This is a genomic window from Clavibacter capsici (assembly GCF_001280205.1).
Lineage (GTDB): Bacteria > Actinomycetota > Actinomycetes > Actinomycetales > Microbacteriaceae > Clavibacter > Clavibacter capsici.
In genome coordinates, this window is record NZ_CP012573.1 from 1,760,198 (window position 1) to 1,775,972 (window position 15,775).

17 protein-coding genes are annotated in these 15,775 nt (G+C 72.7%); 9 read left to right on the forward strand and 8 right to left on the reverse strand.

The window, feature by feature from the left end:
- Positions 1–141 precede the first annotated feature (141 nt).
- The gene (locus tag AES38_RS08255) at positions 142–996 is read left to right on the forward strand and encodes a Sir2 family NAD-dependent protein deacetylase (RefSeq protein ID WP_053774568.1); all 855 of its coding nucleotides are present in this window, start codon (positions 142–144) and stop codon (positions 994–996) included.
- Complete coding sequence (locus AES38_RS08260) at positions 993–1,628, forward strand: histidine phosphatase family protein (protein WP_053774569.1); 636 nt, start codon at positions 993–995, stop codon at positions 1,626–1,628. Before AES38_RS08255 ends, AES38_RS08260 begins: the two co-directional genes overlap by 4 nt.
- A gap of 15 nt (positions 1,629–1,643) precedes the next feature.
- On the opposite strand, the gene AES38_RS08265 is transcribed toward AES38_RS08260, so the two are convergent.
- Together AES38_RS08265 and AES38_RS08270 are read right to left on the reverse strand one after the other, a co-directional pair.
- On the reverse strand, positions 1,644–2,738 hold the full coding sequence (locus AES38_RS08265) for a glycosyltransferase family 4 protein (RefSeq protein WP_053774570.1): 1,095 nt from the start codon (positions 2,736–2,738) through the stop codon (positions 1,644–1,646).
- Positions 2,735–3,631, reverse strand: a complete 897-nt coding sequence (locus AES38_RS08270) for an alpha/beta fold hydrolase (protein WP_053774571.1) — start codon at positions 3,629–3,631, stop codon at positions 2,735–2,737. The genes AES38_RS08265 and AES38_RS08270 overlap by 4 nt, the downstream gene beginning before the upstream one ends.
- A 138-nt stretch (positions 3,632–3,769) precedes the next feature.
- On the opposite strand from AES38_RS08270, the gene treS reads away from it, so the two are divergent.
- Together treS and AES38_RS08280 are read left to right on the forward strand one after the other, a co-directional pair.
- Positions 3,770–5,491, forward strand: coding sequence for a maltose alpha-D-glucosyltransferase (treS, locus tag AES38_RS08275; protein WP_053774572.1), 1,722 nt, complete (start codon positions 3,770–3,772; stop codon positions 5,489–5,491).
- 10 nt (positions 5,492–5,501) lie between these two features.
- Positions 5,502–6,203: a 3'-5' exonuclease gene (locus AES38_RS08280; protein WP_053774573.1), complete on the forward strand. Its 702-nt coding sequence runs from the start codon at positions 5,502–5,504 to the stop codon at positions 6,201–6,203.
- A 108-nt stretch (positions 6,204–6,311) separates the two neighbouring features.
- On the opposite strand, the gene AES38_RS08285 is transcribed toward AES38_RS08280, so the two are convergent.
- The 3 genes from AES38_RS08285 to glgA all read right to left on the reverse strand — a co-directional run bounded on the left by AES38_RS08285 (position 6,312) and on the right by glgA (position 8,725).
- A complete protein-coding gene (locus AES38_RS08285; protein ID WP_015490388.1) occupies positions 6,312–6,566 on the reverse strand; it encodes a type B 50S ribosomal protein L31 in 255 nt (84 codons plus the stop codon).
- A gap of 131 nt (positions 6,567–6,697) precedes the next feature.
- The gene (locus tag AES38_RS08290) at positions 6,698–7,486 is read right to left on the reverse strand and encodes an ABC transporter ATP-binding protein (RefSeq protein WP_053774574.1); all 789 of its coding nucleotides are present in this window, start codon (positions 7,484–7,486) and stop codon (positions 6,698–6,700) included.
- A 54-nt stretch (positions 7,487–7,540) separates the two neighbouring features.
- Positions 7,541–8,725 (reverse strand): glycogen synthase, encoded by a 1,185-nt coding sequence (glgA, locus tag AES38_RS08295; RefSeq protein ID WP_053774575.1) that lies wholly within the window; start codon positions 8,723–8,725, stop codon positions 7,541–7,543.
- 46 nt (positions 8,726–8,771) lie between these two features.
- Between glgA and AES38_RS08300 the strand changes: the two genes are divergently transcribed.
- Together AES38_RS08300 and serB are read left to right on the forward strand one after the other, a co-directional pair.
- On the forward strand, positions 8,772–10,013 hold the full coding sequence (locus AES38_RS08300) for a glucose-1-phosphate adenylyltransferase (RefSeq protein ID WP_053774576.1): 1,242 nt from the start codon (positions 8,772–8,774) through the stop codon (positions 10,011–10,013).
- Complete coding sequence (serB, locus tag AES38_RS08305; protein ID WP_244629144.1) at positions 10,010–10,699, forward strand: phosphoserine phosphatase SerB; 690 nt, start codon at positions 10,010–10,012, stop codon at positions 10,697–10,699. Before AES38_RS08300 ends, serB begins: the two co-directional genes overlap by 4 nt.
- Positions 10,700–10,724: 25 nt before the next feature.
- Here serB and AES38_RS08310 read toward each other — a convergent pair whose 3' ends face one another.
- Complete coding sequence (locus AES38_RS08310; RefSeq protein WP_053774577.1) at positions 10,725–11,681, reverse strand: phosphotransferase enzyme family protein; 957 nt, start codon at positions 11,679–11,681, stop codon at positions 10,725–10,727.
- A 23-nt stretch (positions 11,682–11,704) separates the two neighbouring features.
- Positions 11,705–12,415 (reverse strand): 3-oxoacyl-ACP reductase FabG, encoded by a 711-nt coding sequence (gene fabG, locus AES38_RS08315; protein ID WP_043669529.1) that lies wholly within the window; start codon positions 12,413–12,415, stop codon positions 11,705–11,707.
- Between the two features lie 119 nt (positions 12,416–12,534).
- On the opposite strand from fabG, the gene AES38_RS08320 reads away from it, so the two are divergent.
- From AES38_RS08320 to AES38_RS08330, 3 genes are read left to right on the forward strand one after another with little or no spacing between them, the layout of a single operon-like run.
- On the forward strand, positions 12,535–13,014 hold the full coding sequence (locus AES38_RS08320; RefSeq protein ID WP_053774578.1) for a DUF3099 domain-containing protein: 480 nt from the start codon (positions 12,535–12,537) through the stop codon (positions 13,012–13,014).
- Positions 13,011–13,268, forward strand: coding sequence for a hypothetical protein (locus tag AES38_RS08325; protein WP_081001870.1), 258 nt, complete (start codon positions 13,011–13,013; stop codon positions 13,266–13,268). Before AES38_RS08320 ends, AES38_RS08325 begins: the two co-directional genes overlap by 4 nt.
- Positions 13,265–14,110 (forward strand): SURF1 family cytochrome oxidase biogenesis protein, encoded by an 846-nt coding sequence (locus AES38_RS08330; protein WP_053774580.1) that lies wholly within the window; start codon positions 13,265–13,267, stop codon positions 14,108–14,110. Before AES38_RS08325 ends, AES38_RS08330 begins: the two co-directional genes overlap by 4 nt.
- Before the next feature lie 15 nt (positions 14,111–14,125).
- Here the strand turns inward: AES38_RS08330 and AES38_RS08335 are convergent, their stop codons facing one another.
- Positions 14,126–15,724, reverse strand: coding sequence for an ABC-F family ATP-binding cassette domain-containing protein (locus AES38_RS08335; protein ID WP_053774581.1), 1,599 nt, complete (start codon positions 15,722–15,724; stop codon positions 14,126–14,128).
- Between the last annotated feature and the right edge of the window lie 51 nt (positions 15,725–15,775).

A 15,775-nucleotide genomic window follows, 5' to 3' on the forward strand; every position in this document is an offset into this window, starting at 1 on the left:
CCGTCCGCCCGCGACGGGGCGGCGCCTGCTCGCGCGGAGCCTTCGCGGGGATGCGCTGTCTAGACTCGGCAGGACAATGATGCCCTGCCCCGTCGCCGCCCGCCGACAGGGCGAGGCGTCCGCTCGGCACCGGGAGGCCCCATGAGCACCGCTCTCCGTGACGATCCCCGTCCCCCCGCGGGGACGACGATCGCCGAGGCCGTCGAGCTGATGCGCGGCCGCCGCACGGCGGTCCTCACGGGCGCCGGCCTCAGCACGGACTCGGGCATCCCCGACTACCGCGGCGAGGGCGCGCCGAAGCGCAACCCGATGACGTTCCAGCAGTTCCGCAGCGAGGGCGACGACTTCCGCCGCCGCTACTGGGCGGGCGGGCACCTCGGCTGGAAGGCGTTCAGCTCCGCGCGGCCGAACGACGGGCACGCGGCGCTCGCCGACCTCGAGGCCGCGGGCGTCGTGGGCGGCGTCGTGACGCAGAACGTCGACGGCCTGCACGAGCGCGCCGGGTCCCGTCGGGTGGTGGACCTGCACGGATCCCTCGACCGGGTCCTCTGCCTCGACTGCGGCCAGGCCTACGCGCGCTCCGCGATCGCCGAGCGGATCAGCGCCGAGAACCCGTGGCTCGACGCGCCGGACGCGGTGGAGCTGAACCCCGACGGCGACGCGCAGGTGCACGACGTCGACCGGTTCCGGATCCCCGTCTGCAGCGTCTGCGGCGGCATGCTGAAGCCGGACGTGGTGTTCTTCGGCGAGCTGGTGCCCACCGAGCGCTTCCGCGAGGCGAGCGCCATCGTCTCCGACGCGGACGTGCTCCTCATCGCCGGGTCGTCCCTCGCGGTCAACTCCGGCATCCGCCTGCTCGAGCTCGCCCGGAGGAGCCGCATGCCGATCGTCATCCTCAACCGCGGCACCACCAAGGGCGACACCCGGGCCACGGTGCGGCTGGAGGGCGGCACGAGCGAGACACTCCGCGCCATCGCCGCGGAGCTCGCGGCGTGACGCGCATCGTGCTCGTCCGCCACGGCCGCACCGCGTGGAACGTGGAGCGGCGCGTGCAGGGATCCAGCGACATCCCGCTCGACGACACCGGCCGGGCGCAGGCGGCCACCGCGGGCGCGCTGCTCGCCGCGGCCGTCGCGGGCGGGGCCGGTTGGGACGCGATCCACGCGAGCCCGCTCAGCCGCGCGTTCGAGACGGCGTCGATCATCGCGGAGCACCTCGCGCTCGGCGGCGCGCCCACGAGCGGCCCGCTCCCGGAGCCGGCCCTCGCCGAGCGCCGCTACGGGCTGGCGGAGGGGCTGACGCACGCGGAGATCGAGGCGCGCTTCCCCGACGGCGACGTGCCGGGGCGCGAGACCGTCGAGTCCGTGACCGAGCGGGCGGGAGCCGCGCTCCTCCGGCTCGCGGAGCGGCACCCGGGCGGGTCGATCATCGCCGTGTCGCACGGCGGCGTCATCGCGGCGCTCGCCCGCAGCCTCGACGCGTCGCTCGTCGGCCGCCCCGGCCCGATGATCGAGAACGGCTCGGCGCACACGTTCGGCGTGGCCGACGGCGAGCTGTCGCTGCTGCGCTTCGGCGGGATCGCCGACCTCGGCGCCATCGCCGACCTCGACGCCGCCGGTCGGGCCTGACCCGACCGCCAGGCCTCAGGCCCCGGTGCGTCCCGTGCGCGCGACCTGCTCGAGGAGGTCGCCGAGCGCCGCCGCCGAGCGGTCCCAGTCGTACTCGGCCGCGCGCGCGATGCACGCCGCCGAGCGCCGCCGCCACTCCGCCGGGTCCTCCAGCGCGCGCACGGCCGCCGCGAACCCCTCGGCGTCGTCGGGGTCCACGTACACGGCCGCGTCGCCGCCGATCTCGCGGAAGATGGGGATGTCGCTGACCACGACGGGGAGGCCCGCGCTCATCGCCTCGATGACCGGGATGCCGAACCCCTCGTCGCGCGAGGCGGTGAGGAGGGCGGTGGCGCTCCGCAGCGTGCGCGCGTACGCGGCGTCGGTCGCGCCGTCGCGGAACACGAGGCGCGCGCCGTCGGCGATCGCCTCCAGCCGCTCCCGCTCGGGCGGCGCCACGCGGCTCATGAGGTGCAGCTCGTGGTCGGGCAGGTCGTCGGCCGCCCGCACGAGCGTCTCGACGTTCTTGTAGGGCATGTACGACCCCATGTAGACGAGCACGCGCTCGGCGGGCGCCTCGCGCGGCCCGTCGGCGCCGCCGCCGGGAGCCGGCTCGAGGTCGGCCGCGTTGGGCACGACCACCACGGGCCGCGACGTGAGCCGGTGCCGGCGGATGAGGCCGCGCGTCGTCTCGCTCACGGTCACGATCGCGTCGGCCCGGTCGAGAAGCAGCCGCTGCGGCCACCACGCCAGGTGGAAGGCCCGCCAGAGGGCCCGGACGCCCGCCGGGAGGTCGCGCGGCGGGCGGCGGTGCCGGTAGTAGATGAGGTCGTGCAGCGTCAGCACGAGCGGGTAGGTGCGTCCGCGGGAGCCCATGGTCTGCATGGGGCTGTACACCACGTCCGGCCGCATGCGGGAGACGCGCCGCGCGACCCACGGCTCCCGCGGACCCGTCGGCGAGCTGACGAGCTGCCACGGCAGATCCGGCAGCAGCGCGAGCTGGCGGTGGTCGCTGATCAGCATGGTCACGTCGAACCGCGTGCCGAGCCGGGCGACGAGCTCGGCGCCGTAGCGGCTGATCCCGTCGTGCCGGCCGATGCGTGTGTACCGGCAGTCGAACACGAGCCTCATGACGCGCTCCCCTCGTCCAGGAACGCGCGGACGAAGCCGGCCGCCTCCCGGGGCGTCTCGTAGTGGATGAGGTGCCCGACCCGCGGGATCACCTCGAGCCGGGCGTCCGCGAACAGGCGCTGCAGGCGGTGCTGCGCGGCGACGGGCGTGATGTCGTCCCGCTCGGCCGCGACCAGCAGGACCGGCACGTCCACGCGCGGCGCGTACGTGCTCGCGTCCGACGACACCGACGCGCGGAAGGCCTCGAGCACGACGCGGCGGTCGCTGAACGCGCTGAAGAACCGGTCGTGCTGGTCGTTGATCCACCGGCGCAGGCCCCGGTCGCGCGTCTTGGCCATGGCCTCGCTCATGATGCGGACGATGGCGCGGTTGCGCAGCAGGCCGAAGCCCGCGCGCTCGGGCAGCACCGCGGCGGCGCGGTAGTAGAGCACGGCGAGCCGGGTGAGGATCCCCCGCGGCCCCTCGAGCGCGGGCGCCGCGATCGGGTTCACGAGGATCGCGCGCGGGCTCGGCAGCCCGTCGGCGAGCGCGGCGGAGACGACGATCGAGCCGAACGAATGCCCGAGCACGGTCGCGTCGCGGGTCCCCGTGGCGTCGACGAAGGCGCTGAGCCACGCGGAGTAGCCGGCGATGTCGTGCCGCGCGTCCCGGAGCGGCGTGGAGTCGCCGAAGCCCGGCAGGTCGGGCGAGAGGATCCGCACGCCCGGCAGCTGCGCGACGACGGGCTCCAGCCCGTGGTGGTCGCCCCGGAACCCGTGCACGACGACGAGCACCCGGTCGGCGTCGGCGGGCCCGTACTCCCACCACGCGGTGCGGCTCCCGAGGAGGTCGACGGTGCGGCGGACGACGGGGATGCGGTCGAGCTGGGCGGCGTAGGGCGAGGGGACGATCATCGGGGACGAGTCTACGATCGGCGGCCGCCCCCGGCCCCGGGCGCGCCGGGCCCGTCCCGCCCGGCCCGGCGCGCCTAGAGTTGCCCACGAGCCTTCCCGCCCCGCCGTCGACGTCCCGTCGCGCCCCTGAGGAGAACCGTGAGCTTCACCGCCCCCATCACCCTGCCCGGCCTCACCCTCGACAAGCAGTGGTACAAGCGCTCGGTCTTCTACGAGGTCATGATCCGCTCCTTCGTCGACTCGAACGGCGACGGCACGGGCGACATCCAGGGCCTCATCTCCAAGCTCGACTACCTGCAGTGGCTCGGCATCGACGGCCTCTGGCTCCCGCCCTTCTTCCAGTCCCCGCTCCGCGACGGCGGCTACGACATCAGCGACTACATGGCCGTGCTCCCCGAGTTCGGCACGCTCGACGACTTCAAGGAGCTCGTCACCAAGTCGCACGAGCGCAACATGCGCATCGTCATCGACCTCGTGATGAACCACACCTCCGACCAGCACGAGTGGTTCCAGCAGTCCCGGTCCGACCCCGACGGCCCCTACGGCGACTTCTACGTCTGGAGCGACACCGACGAGAAGTACGAGGACATCCGCGTCATCTTCGTCGACACCGAGGAGTCGAACTGGACCTTCGACCCGGTGCGCCGCCAGTTCTTCTTCCACCGCTTCTTCTCGCACCAGCCCGACCTCAACTTCGACAACCCGAAGGTGCACGAGGCCATCTACGGCGTCATCCGCCACTGGCTGGACATGGGCGTCGACGGCCTGCGCCTCGATGCGATCCCCTACCTCTACGAGACCGAGGAGGGCAACGGCGAGGGCGAGCCCGCCACGCACGAGTTCCTCAAGCGCCTGCGCGCCATGGTCGACGAGGAGTACCCGGGCCGGATCCTCATCGCCGAGGCCAACCAGTGGCCCCGCGAGGTCTCCGCCTTCCTCGGCACCGAGGAGGAGCCCGAGTGCCACATGGCGTTCGACTTCCCGATCATGCCGCGGATCTTCTACTCCCTCCGCTCGCAGACCGCGGACGAGCTGAAGCGGATCATGAGCGAGACGTTCGAGATCCCCGAGGCCGCCGCCTGGGGCGTCTTCCTCCGCAACCACGACGAGCTGACGCTCGAGATGGTGAGCGAGGAGTACCGGCAGGCGATGTACGGCTGGTACGCCTACGACCCGCGCATGCGCGTCAACATCGGCATCCGCCGCCGTCTGGCGCCCCTGCTCGACAACTCGCGCGCCGAGCTCGAGCTCGTCCACGCGCTCCTGTTCTCGCTCCCCGGCAGCCCGTTCCTCTACTACGGCGACGAGATCGGCATGGGCGACAACATCTGGCTGCCGGACCGCGACGCGTCGCGCACGCCCATGCAGTGGACCCCCGACCGCAACGCCGGGTTCTCCACGGCCGACCCGGGCAAGCTCTACCTCCCCGTCGTGCAGTCGCTCGTCTACAACTACGCGCAGATCAACGTGGAGTCGCAGCTCGCGCAGTCGCGCTCGCTGCTGCACTGGGTGCGGAACGTCATCCACGTGCGCAAGGCCCACCCGGTCTTCGGCCAGGGCACCATCACGGTCCTCCCGACCGACCACGAGAGCGTGCTCGCGTTCGTCCGCTCCTACGAGGGCAGCGGCACGCACTTCGGCGACCGCGCGGAGGACGTGCTCTGCGTCTTCTCGTTCGCGCACAACCCCGTCTCGGTCACGATCGACGCGTCCGCGTTCGCCGGATCCCAGCTCTACGACCTCTTCGGCGGCGGCGTCTTCCCGACGGTCGGCGACGACGGCCGCCTGACCCTCACGCTCGCCACGCAGAGCTTCTACTGGCTCCACATGGGTGCGCCCGCCATCGGCGGTCGCCCGTAGCATCTACAGGATGAGCTCCCGCTGGCACGACACCCTGGCCTCGTTCGACCTCGAGACGACGGGGGTGGACGTCGAGACCGCCCGCATCGTCACGGCGTGCATCGTCGTGCTCGACGCGGGCGGCGAGGTCCTCGAGCGGTACGACTGGCTCGCGGATCCCGGCGTCGAGATCCCCGCGGGCGCCGCCGCCATCCACGGCGTCACCACGGAGCGCGCGCGGGCGGAGGGGCGCGACGCCGCCGCCGTGGTCCTCGAGATCGTCACGACCATCCGCGAGATGTTCGCCCGCGGCCTCGCGCTCGTGGTCTACAACGCGCCCTACGACCTCACGCTGCTCAACCGCGAGGCCGTACGGCACGGGGTGGAGCCGCTCCGCGACACGGGCCCCGTCATCGACCCGCTCGTCATCGACAAGGCCGTGGACACCTACCGCCGCGGCAAGCGCACCCTCGCGGTCGCCGCCGAGCACTACGGCGTGCGGCTCGACGACGCGCACGACGCGGGTGCCGACGCCATCGCCGCGGGCCGCGTCGCCCAGGCCATCGTCGGGCGCTACGCCGACCAGCTCGACATCCCCGTGCTCGACCTGCACGACAGGCAGGTGGACTGGTCGCGCGTGCAGGCGGAGAGCTTCCAGGACTACATGCGCCGCACGCGCGACCCGGCGTTCACGACGTCGGGCGCCTGGCCCGAGCGGCACGTCGGATCCTGATCGACCGCTCCCCCGGTCCCACGTCCCGAAGGCGGGACGCTGCCGGCCGGGGACGACGAAGGGCGCCCGGCCGGAGCCGGGCGCCCTTCGTGCTGCAGCGGGTGGCTGCTACTTCTTGCCGAAGCCGGCGTAGCGCGAGTTGAACTTCTCGACGCGGCCCGCGGAGTCCATGATGCGCTGCTTGCCCGTGTAGAACGGGTGCGACTCGCTCGAGATCTCGACGTCGATGACGGGGTACGTGTTGCCGTCCTCCCACTCGATGGTCTTCGAGCTGCCCACGGTGGAGCGGGTGAGGAAGGTCGCGCCGGAGGCGAGGTCGCGGAAGACGACGGGGGCGTACTGGGGGTGGATGTCGGTCTTCATCGGGGTGTCCTTCGTCGTTTCTGGTGTCTGCGTGGGAAGCGTGGGTGCCCGGGATGATCACCGGACCAGTGGACGAGCCTACCAGACGGGGCCCGTCCGGGACAGGCGCGCCGGACGGCCGTCCGATCGGGTCAGCCGCGGACGGCGCGGGCCGTGAAGCGCCCGTCGTCCTGCGTGACCACGAGCTCGAGGCCGAAGGTGCGACCGAGGGTCTCCGCGGTGATCACGTCGCCGAGGGGACCGGCCGCGACGACCGCGCCGTCCCGGATCAGCAGGCCGTGCGTGAAGCCGCGCGGGATCTCCTCCACGTGGTGGGTGACCATGACGATGCCGGGCGCCTCGGGCGCCGACGCGTAGCCGCCGAGGAGCTGGAGCAGCTCCTCGCGGGCGCCGAGGTCGAGGCTCGCGGCCGGCTCGTCGAGGAGCAGGAGCTCGGGGTCGGTCATGATCGAGCGCGCGATCTGCACGCGCTTCTGCTCGCCGTCGCTCAGCGTGCCGAAGCGGCGCTGCTCGAGGTGGTCGAGGCGCCACTCCGCGAGCACGCGCTGGGCGCGGCGCACGTCGATGTCCTCGTAGTCCTCGTTCCATCGCCCGGTGACCGAGTACGCGGCGGTGAGCACCACGTCGAGCACGGTCTCGTCGGCCGGGATGCGGCGGGCCATGGCCGTGGACGCGAAGCCGATGCGCGAGCGGAGCTCGAAGACGTCGACGCGGCCGAGCTCGTGGTCGAGGACGGTTGCGGTGCCGGAAGACGGGTGCGCCATGGCCGACGCGATCTGCAGGAGGCTGGTCTTGCCCGCGCCGTTCGGGCCGAGCACGACCCAGCGCTCGTCGCCGTCGACCGTCCAGTCCACGCGGTCGAGGATGGTCGTCCCGTTCCGGACGAAGGACACTCCGGACAGGGAGAGGACATGGCTCATGCCGCCGAGTCTACCGGCCCGGATCCCGCGCGCAGCCCGCGCGGGAGAGGCGGGTCAGCGCAGGATCGACGCGTAGATCGCCTCGGTCTGGCGGGCGATCCGGTCCCAGCCGAACTCGCGCTCGGCGCGCACCCGGCCGGCCTCGCCCATGCGGCGCGCGGCGTCCGGATCCGCCACGACCTCGGTGAGCGCGGCCGCGAGGTCGCGGACGAAGCGCTCGGGGTCGGTGGGCGTGCCCGTGCCGTCCGTCGCCTGGTCGATGGGGACGAGGCGGCCGGTCACGCCGTCGTCGACGACCTCGGGGATCCCGCCCGTGGCGGTGCCCACGACGGGCGCGCCGCACGCCATGGCCTCGAGGTTGACGATGCCGAGCGGCTCGTAGACCGACGGGCACACGAAGACGGTGCCGGCGGTGAGGACGGCCGACAGCTCGCGACGCGGCAGGAGCCGGTCGATCCAGACGACGCCCGAGCGCTCCTCCTGGAGGCCGCGGACGAGGGCCGTGACCTCCTCCATGATCTGCGGGGTGTCGGGCGCTCCCGCGCACAGCACCATCTGGACGTCGGCGGGCAGCAGGGCGGCCGCGCGCAGGAGGTAGGGCAGGCCCTTCTGGCGCGTGATGCGGCCGACGAAGACGACCGAGGGCCGCTGCGGGTCGATGCCGAGCGAGCGCACGAGGTCGTCGTCGTGGACCGGTGCCCACGCCTCGAGGTCGATGCCGTTGTAGACCGTGTGCACGCGGGCCTCGTCCAGCGCGGGGTACGAGCGGAGGATGTCGCGCTTCATGCCGTCGCTGACCGCGATGACGGCGTCGGCCGCCTCGTAGGCCGTGCGCTCGATCCAGCTGGAGACGCGGTACCCGCCGCCCAGCTGCTCGGCCTTCCACGGGCGCAGCGGCTCGAGGCTGTGCGCGGTGACGACGTGCGGGATCCCGTGCAGCATCGAGGCGACGTGGCCCGCGTGGTTCGCGTACCAGGTGTGCGAGTGGACGACGTCGGCGCCCGCCACGTCGCTCGCGATGGCGAGGTCGACGGCCATGGTCTGCAGCGTGGCGTTGGCGCCCGCGAGCTCCGACGGGACGGGATAGGAGAAGACGCCGGGCTCGTCGCGCGGCGCCCCGAAGGCGCGGACGACGACCTCGGTCAGCTGCCGCATCGCCTTCACGAGCTCCGTGACGTGGACCCCGGCACCCCCGTAGACCTCGGGCGGATACTCCTTGGTGATCACGTCTGCTCGCATTCGTCGAACGCTAGTACATGCCCCGCGGTGCATCTACGCTGGGACGATGGCATCGAAGAAGATCTTTGGAATCGTGCTCGCCGGCGGCGAGGGCAAGAGGCTCATGCCGCTCACCGCGGACCGCGCCAAGCCCGCCGTCCCGTTCGGCGGCCAGTACCGGCTCATCGACTTCGCGCTCTCCAACCTCATCAACTCGGGGCTGACCCAGATCGTGGTGCTGACGCAGTACAAGTCGCACTCGCTCGACCGCCACGTGTCCCAGACCTGGCGCCTCAACCAGATGCTGAACTCGTACATCGCGTCGGTGCCCGCCCAGCAGCGGCTCGGCAAGCGCTGGTTCAGCGGCTCGGCCGACGCGATCCTGCAGAGCCTCAACCTCATCAACGACGAGAAGCCCGACATCGTCGTCGTGGTCGGCGCCGACCACGTGTACCGCATGGACTTCAGCCAGATGATCGACGCGCACATCGCGTCGGGCCGCGGCACGACGGTGGCCGCCATCCGCCAGCCCATCGAGCTCGCCGACCAGTTCGGCGTCATCGACGTGGATCCCGCGAACCCCGCCGGCATCCGCGCCTTCCTCGAGAAGCCGAAGGACCCGGTCGGCCTCGACGACTCCCCCGGCGAGGTGCTCGCCTCGATGGGCAACTACGTCTTCGACACCGACCAGCTCATCGACGCGGTGCGCCGCGACGGCGAGAACCCGGAGTCCGCGCACGACATGGGCGGCGACATCGTCCCGTGGTTCGTGGAGCAGGGCAACGCGGGCGTCTACGACCTCAACCGCAACGAGGTGCCCGGCGCCAACGACCGCGACCGGTACTACTGGCGCGACGTCGGCACCATCGAGTCGTTCTTCGACGCGCACCAGGACCTCATCTCGGCGCTGCCGGTGTTCAACCTCTACAACAAGGACTGGCCGATCTTCAGCCAGCAGCTCAACAGCCCGCCCGCGAAGTTCGTCCGCGACGCGCAGGGCAACACGGGCACGATGATCGACTCGATCACCTCGCTCGGCGGCGTCATCAGCGGCGCCCACGTCGAGCGCAGCGTGCTCGGGCCGTGGGTCATCGCGGAGTCGGGTGCGCGCATCGTCGACTCGATCGTCTTCGACAAGGTGCACATCGGGGCGGGAGCCGTCATCACGCGCGCCATCCTCGACAAGGACGTGGAGGTGGAGCCCGGCGCGACCGTCGGCGTCGACCACGACCGCGACCGGGCCCGCGGCTACACGGTCACCGAGGGCGGGATCACCGTCGTGGGCAAGGGCGTGCGCGTCACCCCGTGAGCGCCGTCCTCCCCCTGACGCCGCCGCCCACCACGGCGGCGCGCGCGCTGCCCCGGATGCTCGTCGTGCTCGACGTCGACTCGACCCTCATCGAGGACGAGGCCATCGAGCTGCTCGCCGCCGAGGCCGGATCGCTCGACGAGGTCGCCGCGGTCACCGACCGGGCGATGCGCGGCGAGCTCGACTTCGCCGAGAGCCTGCGTTCGCGGGTGGCCACGCTCCGGGGCCTGCCCGACGCGGTGCACGCCGCGGTCGGCGCGCGGATCCGCCTCACGCCCGGCGCGGAGCGGCTGGTCGAGGGCCTCCACGCCGCGGGCCATGTCGTCGCCGTCGTCTCCGGCGGGTTCCACGAGCTGCTGGATCCGCTGGCGGAGCGCCTGGGCCTCGACCGCTGGCGCGCCAACCGGCTCGAGTCGGACGCGGGCCGCCTCACGGGGCGCGTCACGGGTCCCGTCATCGACGCCGCGGCCAAGCGCGCCGCCGTCGAGGAGTGGAGCGCGGAGCTCGGCATCCCGCTCGCCCGGGTGGTCGCCGTCGGAGACGGCGCCAACGACCTGGAGATGATGGCGGTCGCCGGGCTCTCCGTCGCCTTCGACGCCAAGCCCGCCGTCCGGACGCGCGCCGACGTGTGCGTCGACCGGCGCGACCTCGCGCAGGTCCTCGCGCTCCTCGGCCTCCCCCGCTGACGCGGCGCGCCACCGGGCGGGCGGCTCAGCCCGAGACGACGGCGCGGGCGATGGCCGCGAGCTGCGCGATGTTCGCCGGCATCCGCTCGCGCTCCGACGGCAGGCTCGCGAGATGCGTGACGTTGTCGAGGTACGCCAGGAAGATGAACGCGCCGAAGCGCTCGTCCGGCACGCCCGTGCTGCCGCCCGCCGCCGTGTAGGCCCGGTGGAACTGGGCGCGCTGCCGAGGCGCGAGGTACATGATCGCGGCGGCCACGTCCAGGCCGGCCGGGCCCAGCCCGCAGCGGTCGAAGTCGATCACGGAGACGCCGTCCGGACCCTGGATGAGGTTCCCCGGGTGGTAGTCCCCGTGCACCATGATCGGCGGGCCCGCATCCGCCAGCGTCGCGCGCAGCTCCTCGACGGCGCCGGCGATCGCGTCCGCGGTGGAGCCGTCGGCCATGATCCCCGGGTACCCCTCCACCAGCCGCTCGAGCCGCGTGCTCGCGTAGTCGGCGTCGTAGCGGCGACGCTGGCCGGCGAGGGCGACGGCCTCGGGATCCGCGCCCGCGGCGTGCAGCGCGGCCAGCGTCTCGGCGAACGGTCCGGCGTCGGACGACGCGGGCAGGCTGCTCAGCATCTCGCCGTCGTGCCAGGTGAGGAGGCTCGCCAGGCGGCGCTCCACGCGCGCCCCGGAGTCGTCGACGACGGCGCGGCGGAGACCCACCTCGTCGTCGTCCGGGACCGGCACGTCGACGGCGGCGGTCCAGGATCCGTCGCGCGTGCGCTGCGGGACGGGCACGGACGGCCCGCCGCCGGACGCCAGCATGGCGAGCCACTCGAGCTCGAGGTCGATCTCGTGCTGCTTCCGCCGCGCCACGTGCAGGCGCAGCAGGAAGCGGGATCCGCCGTCGACGTCGACGCGGTACGCGTGGTTGTGCGTGGCCCCCAGCTCGGTGAGCGCGGCGGGACCGGGATCCCAGGCCGCCAGGAGGTCGGACACGGCGCTCTCCCCGACGGCGGGCGTCAGTGGCCCATGCCGAGGCCGCCGTCGACGGGGATGACGGCGCCGGAGATGTACGCGGCCTCGTCGGAGGAGATCCAGGCGACGACGCCCGCGACCTCCGCGGCGGTGCCGTAGCGGCCCGCCGGGATGGACCTCTTGTACTCCGCCGCGGTCGCCTCGGGCAGCTCGGCCGTCATGTCGGTCTCGATGAAGCCGGGCGCGACGACGTTCGCCGTGATGCCGCGGCCGCCGAGCTCGCGCGTGACCGACCGGGCGAGGCCCACGAGTCCGCTCTTCGAGGCCGCGTAGTTGACCTGGCCGCCGGAGCCGTAGAGGCCCACGACGCTGGAGATGAGGACGATGCGCCCGAAGCGCGCCTTGAGCATGCCCTTCGACGCGCGCTTGACGACGCGGAAGGCGCCGCCGAGGTTGGTGTCGACGACCTCGGTGAAGTCGTCGTCGCTCATCCGCATCATGAGGGTGTCGCGCGTGATGCCCGCGTTGGCGACCACGACCTCGACGGGACCGTAGGCGGCCTCGACCTCGGTGAACGCGGCGTCGACGGACGCGGCGTCGGTCACGTCGGCGCGCACCGTGAGGCTGCCCGCGGGTCCCTCGCCGGAGCGCGCGGTGACGGCGACGCGGTGCCCCCGGCGCACCATCTCCTCGGCGATCGCGAAGCCGATCCCCCTGTTGCCTCCGGTGACGACGACGGTGCGTGCGGTGCTCATGGGGGACCTTCCCTTACGGCTTGGAGGGGGCTGGCGGACTCGGACGAGCCTATCGGTGGCGCGGCGTACCCTGGTCTCGATGGGGCGCGCGACGCGCCCTCGAAGGACGCCATCCACCCATGCCAGCCCCGCAGCAGTCGGTCACCAGCCTCCCCCGGTCCCCGCAGGAGGACCGCCATGCCCGCATGGTCAAGTACACGATCGCCATGACCATCCGCATGGTCTGCATCCTGTCCTGCCTCTTCCTCCAGGGCTGGTGGCTGGCCGTCGCCGCCGTGGGCGCGGTCGTCCTGCCGTACTTCGCCGTCATCCTCGCGAACGTCGGCGGAAACCAGGGCACGGCGGTCGAGCGGCCGGGCGGCGTCGTGGTCGTGTCCGCGCGGCACTCCGGCTTCCCGCCGCCGGCCGAGCCGTACACGCCGGCGGAGCCGTACGCGCCTGCGCCGTCCGATCCGCGCATGTCCTCGGAGCCGTTCACGATGCCCGAGTCGTTCACCACGTACGAGACGGGCCGGGGTCCCGGCGCCACGGGCCCCGCCGACAGCCGACCGGGAACCGCGGGCGACGTCCCGTCCCCCGGCTCCCCGGGAGCGGCGTGAGCGGCCTCGCGTCTTGGGGCCTCGGATCCGCGGGGCCGTCCGCCGACATGGTGGAGTGCTCGCGCGCGGGCTGCCGTGAGGACGCCGCGTGGCGGGTCGAGTGGCGGAACCCGCGCATCCACACGCCCGACCGCGTGAAGACGTGGACCGCGTGCGACGAGCACGTGGGATTCCTGCGCGAGTTCCTCGCGGGTCGCGACTTCCCCGTCCGCGTCGCCGCCATCGACGCACCCGTCGAGGGGGCCATCGCGTGAGCCGCTGGCGCTTCGTGCTCAACCGCCGCTGGGCCGGCTACCTCCTGGTGGCCGTGGTCTTCTCCATCGCGTGCGTGCTCCTCAGCCACTGGCAGTTCGCGCGCCGCGACGAGGCCCTCGCGGAGATCGCCAAGGTCGAGGACAACTGGGACCGCGCGCCGCAGCCGGTCGACCAGGTGCTCGGCGACACCTCGTCCTACGTCGACACGCAGAAGTGGACGCCCGTCACCATCACCGGCACCTACCTGGTCGACCAGCAGCTGCTCGCGCGAAACCGCCCCTTCAACGGGCAGCCCGGCTTCGAGGTGCTGACTCCGCTCCGGCTGGAGGACGGCCGCGTCTTCGTCGTCGATCGCGGGTGGGTGCCCATCGGCAACTCGCAGGACTCCCCCGACTCCGTCCCCGCGCCGCCGGCCGGCGAGGTCACCGTGACGGCGCGGCTCAAGGCGGGCGAGCCGGAGCTGCCGGGGCGCTCGGCACCCGACGGGCAGATCGCCACCGTGAACCTGCCCGACATCGCGGAGCGGGTGGGATCTCCCACGTTCACGGGCGCGTACGGGCTGCTCGTCTCCGAGGATCCCGCCCCCGCGGACGCCGCGCCGTTCGCGACCCCGCGTCCCGAGGAGGACGAGGGCCCGCACCTCTCCTACGCGTTCCAGTGGATCGTCTTCGCGATCATCGCGTTCGTGGGGCTCGGCGTGGCCATCCGCAACGAGTACCGCATCATCAACGCCGACGATCCCGAGGAGCAGGACCGCGAGCGGGCCCGGCAGGCCAAGCGCGCGCGGAAGCAGCCCTCGGACGCCGACGTCGAGGACCGGATCCTCGACGACGCGCGCTGATCGGCGCCGGCGCGGTCAGGCGAGCTCGATGAGCTCCATGTAGTCGGGGCTCCAGTGGTCCTCGGTGCCCTCCGGCATGATGAGGACCCGCTCCGGGTTGAGCGCCTCGACCGCTCCCGCGTCGTGGCTGACGAGCACGACGGCGCCGGAGTACGTGTTGAGCGCGCCGAGGATCTCCTCGCGGCTCGCGGGGTCGAGGTTGTTGGTGGGCTCGTCGAGGAGCAGCACGTTGGCGCCCGACACGACGATCATGGCCAGCGCCAGGCGCGTCTTCTCGCCGCCCGAGAGCACGCCCGCGGGCTTCGCCGAGTCGTCGCCCGTGAACAGGAACGAGCCGAGGACGCGGCGCGCCTCCATCTCGGAGATGTCGGGCGAGGAGGACACCATGTTCTCCAGCACGCTGCGCTTGACGTCGATCGTCTCGTGCTCCTGCGCGTAGTAGCCGACGCGGAGGCCGTGGCCGGGCTCGAGCTTGCCGGTGTCGGGCTGGTCGACGCCCGCGAGGATCCGCAGCAGCGTCGTCTTGCCGGCGCCGTTGAGGCCGAGGATGACGACCTTGCTGCCGCGGTCGATCGCGAGGTCGACGGCCGTGAAGATCTCGAGCGAGCCGTAGTTCTTGCTGAGGTCGCTCGCCATGAGCGGCGTCCGGCCGCAGGCGACGGGCTCCGGGAAGCGCAGCTTCGCGACGCGGTCGACGGCGCGCACCTCCTCGAGGCCCGAGAGCATCTTCTCCGCGCGCCGCACCATCTGGTGGGCGGCGGCCGCCTTCGACGCCTTCGCGCCGAACTTCGCGGCCTGCAGCTGGAGGACGCCCGCCTTCTTCTCGACGTTGGCGCGCTCCTTCTTGCGGCGCTCCTCGTCGGCGGCGCGCTGGCGCTGGTAGTGCTTCCAGCCCATGTTGTAGATGTCGATGACCATGCGGTTGGCGTCGAGGTAGAACACGCGGTTCACGGTCTCGCCGACGAGCTCCACGTCGTGGCTGATCACGATGAGCCCGCCCTGGTACCCCTTGAGGAACTCGCGGAGCCAGGTGACGGAGTCGGCGTCGAGGTGGTTGGTGGGCTCGTCGAGGAGCATGGTGTCGGCGCCGGAGAAGAGGATGCGCGCGAGCTCGATGCGTCGGCGCTGGCCGCCGGAGAGGGTGCTGAGCGGCTGGTCGAGGATACGGTCGGGCAGGCTGAGGTTGCTCGCGATGGACGCGGCCTCCGCCTCGGCCGCGTACCCGCCGAGCGCGACGAAGCGCTCCTCGAGCCGGCCGTAGTCCTTCATCGCCTTCGCCGAGACCTTGTCGTCGGTGGAGGCCATGTCGAGCATCGCGCGCTGCATGTCGAGCGACAGCGTTCCGAGGCCGCGGGCGTCGAGGATGCGCGTGCGGGCCAGGTCCTCCGGGTTCCCGGAGCGCGGGTCCTGCGGGAGGTAGCCGATCTCGCCGGAGCGGTCGATGCGGCCGCCCGTGGGCTGGCCCTCCCCCGCGAGGATCTTGGTGAGCGTCGTCTTGCCGGCGCCGTTGCGGCCGACGAGGCCGATCTTGTCCCCCGGGCTCACCCGGAACGAGACGTCCTCCATGAGGACGCGGGCGCCGACGCGCAGCTCCAGGTCGTGTACAGCGAGCACGGTGAGAGGTCCTTCTGGTCAGGGGATGTCCCACGGTCCGTGGGAGGTGGG

What these genes read in the sequence shown, in the direction of transcription:
- glgA (WP_053774575.1), bottom strand. Translation starts at nt 8,725, where the DNA reads ATGCGAGCAGACGTGATCACCAAGGAGTATCCGCCCGAGGTCTACGGG.
- fabG (WP_043669529.1), bottom strand. Translation starts at nt 12,415, where the DNA reads ATGAGCACCGCACGCACCGTCGTCGTCACCGGAGGCAACAGGGGGATC.
- AES38_RS08285 (WP_015490388.1), bottom strand. Translation starts at nt 6,566, where the DNA reads ATGAAGACCGACATCCACCCCCAGTACGCCCCCGTCGTCTTCCGCGAC.
- AES38_RS08280 (WP_053774573.1), top strand. Translation starts at nt 5,502, where the DNA reads ATGAGCTCCCGCTGGCACGACACCCTGGCCTCGTTCGACCTCGAGACG.
- AES38_RS08320 (WP_053774578.1), top strand. Translation starts at nt 12,535, where the DNA reads ATGCCAGCCCCGCAGCAGTCGGTCACCAGCCTCCCCCGGTCCCCGCAG.
- AES38_RS08290 (WP_053774574.1), bottom strand. Translation starts at nt 7,486, where the DNA reads ATGAGCCATGTCCTCTCCCTGTCCGGAGTGTCCTTCGTCCGGAACGGG.
- AES38_RS08265 (WP_053774570.1), bottom strand. Translation starts at nt 2,738, where the DNA reads ATGAGGCTCGTGTTCGACTGCCGGTACACACGCATCGGCCGGCACGAC.
- AES38_RS08270 (WP_053774571.1), bottom strand. Translation starts at nt 3,631, where the DNA reads ATGATCGTCCCCTCGCCCTACGCCGCCCAGCTCGACCGCATCCCCGTC.
- AES38_RS08300 (WP_053774576.1), top strand. Translation starts at nt 8,772, where the DNA reads ATGGCATCGAAGAAGATCTTTGGAATCGTGCTCGCCGGCGGCGAGGGC.
- AES38_RS08255 (WP_053774568.1), top strand. Translation starts at nt 142, where the DNA reads ATGAGCACCGCTCTCCGTGACGATCCCCGTCCCCCCGCGGGGACGACG.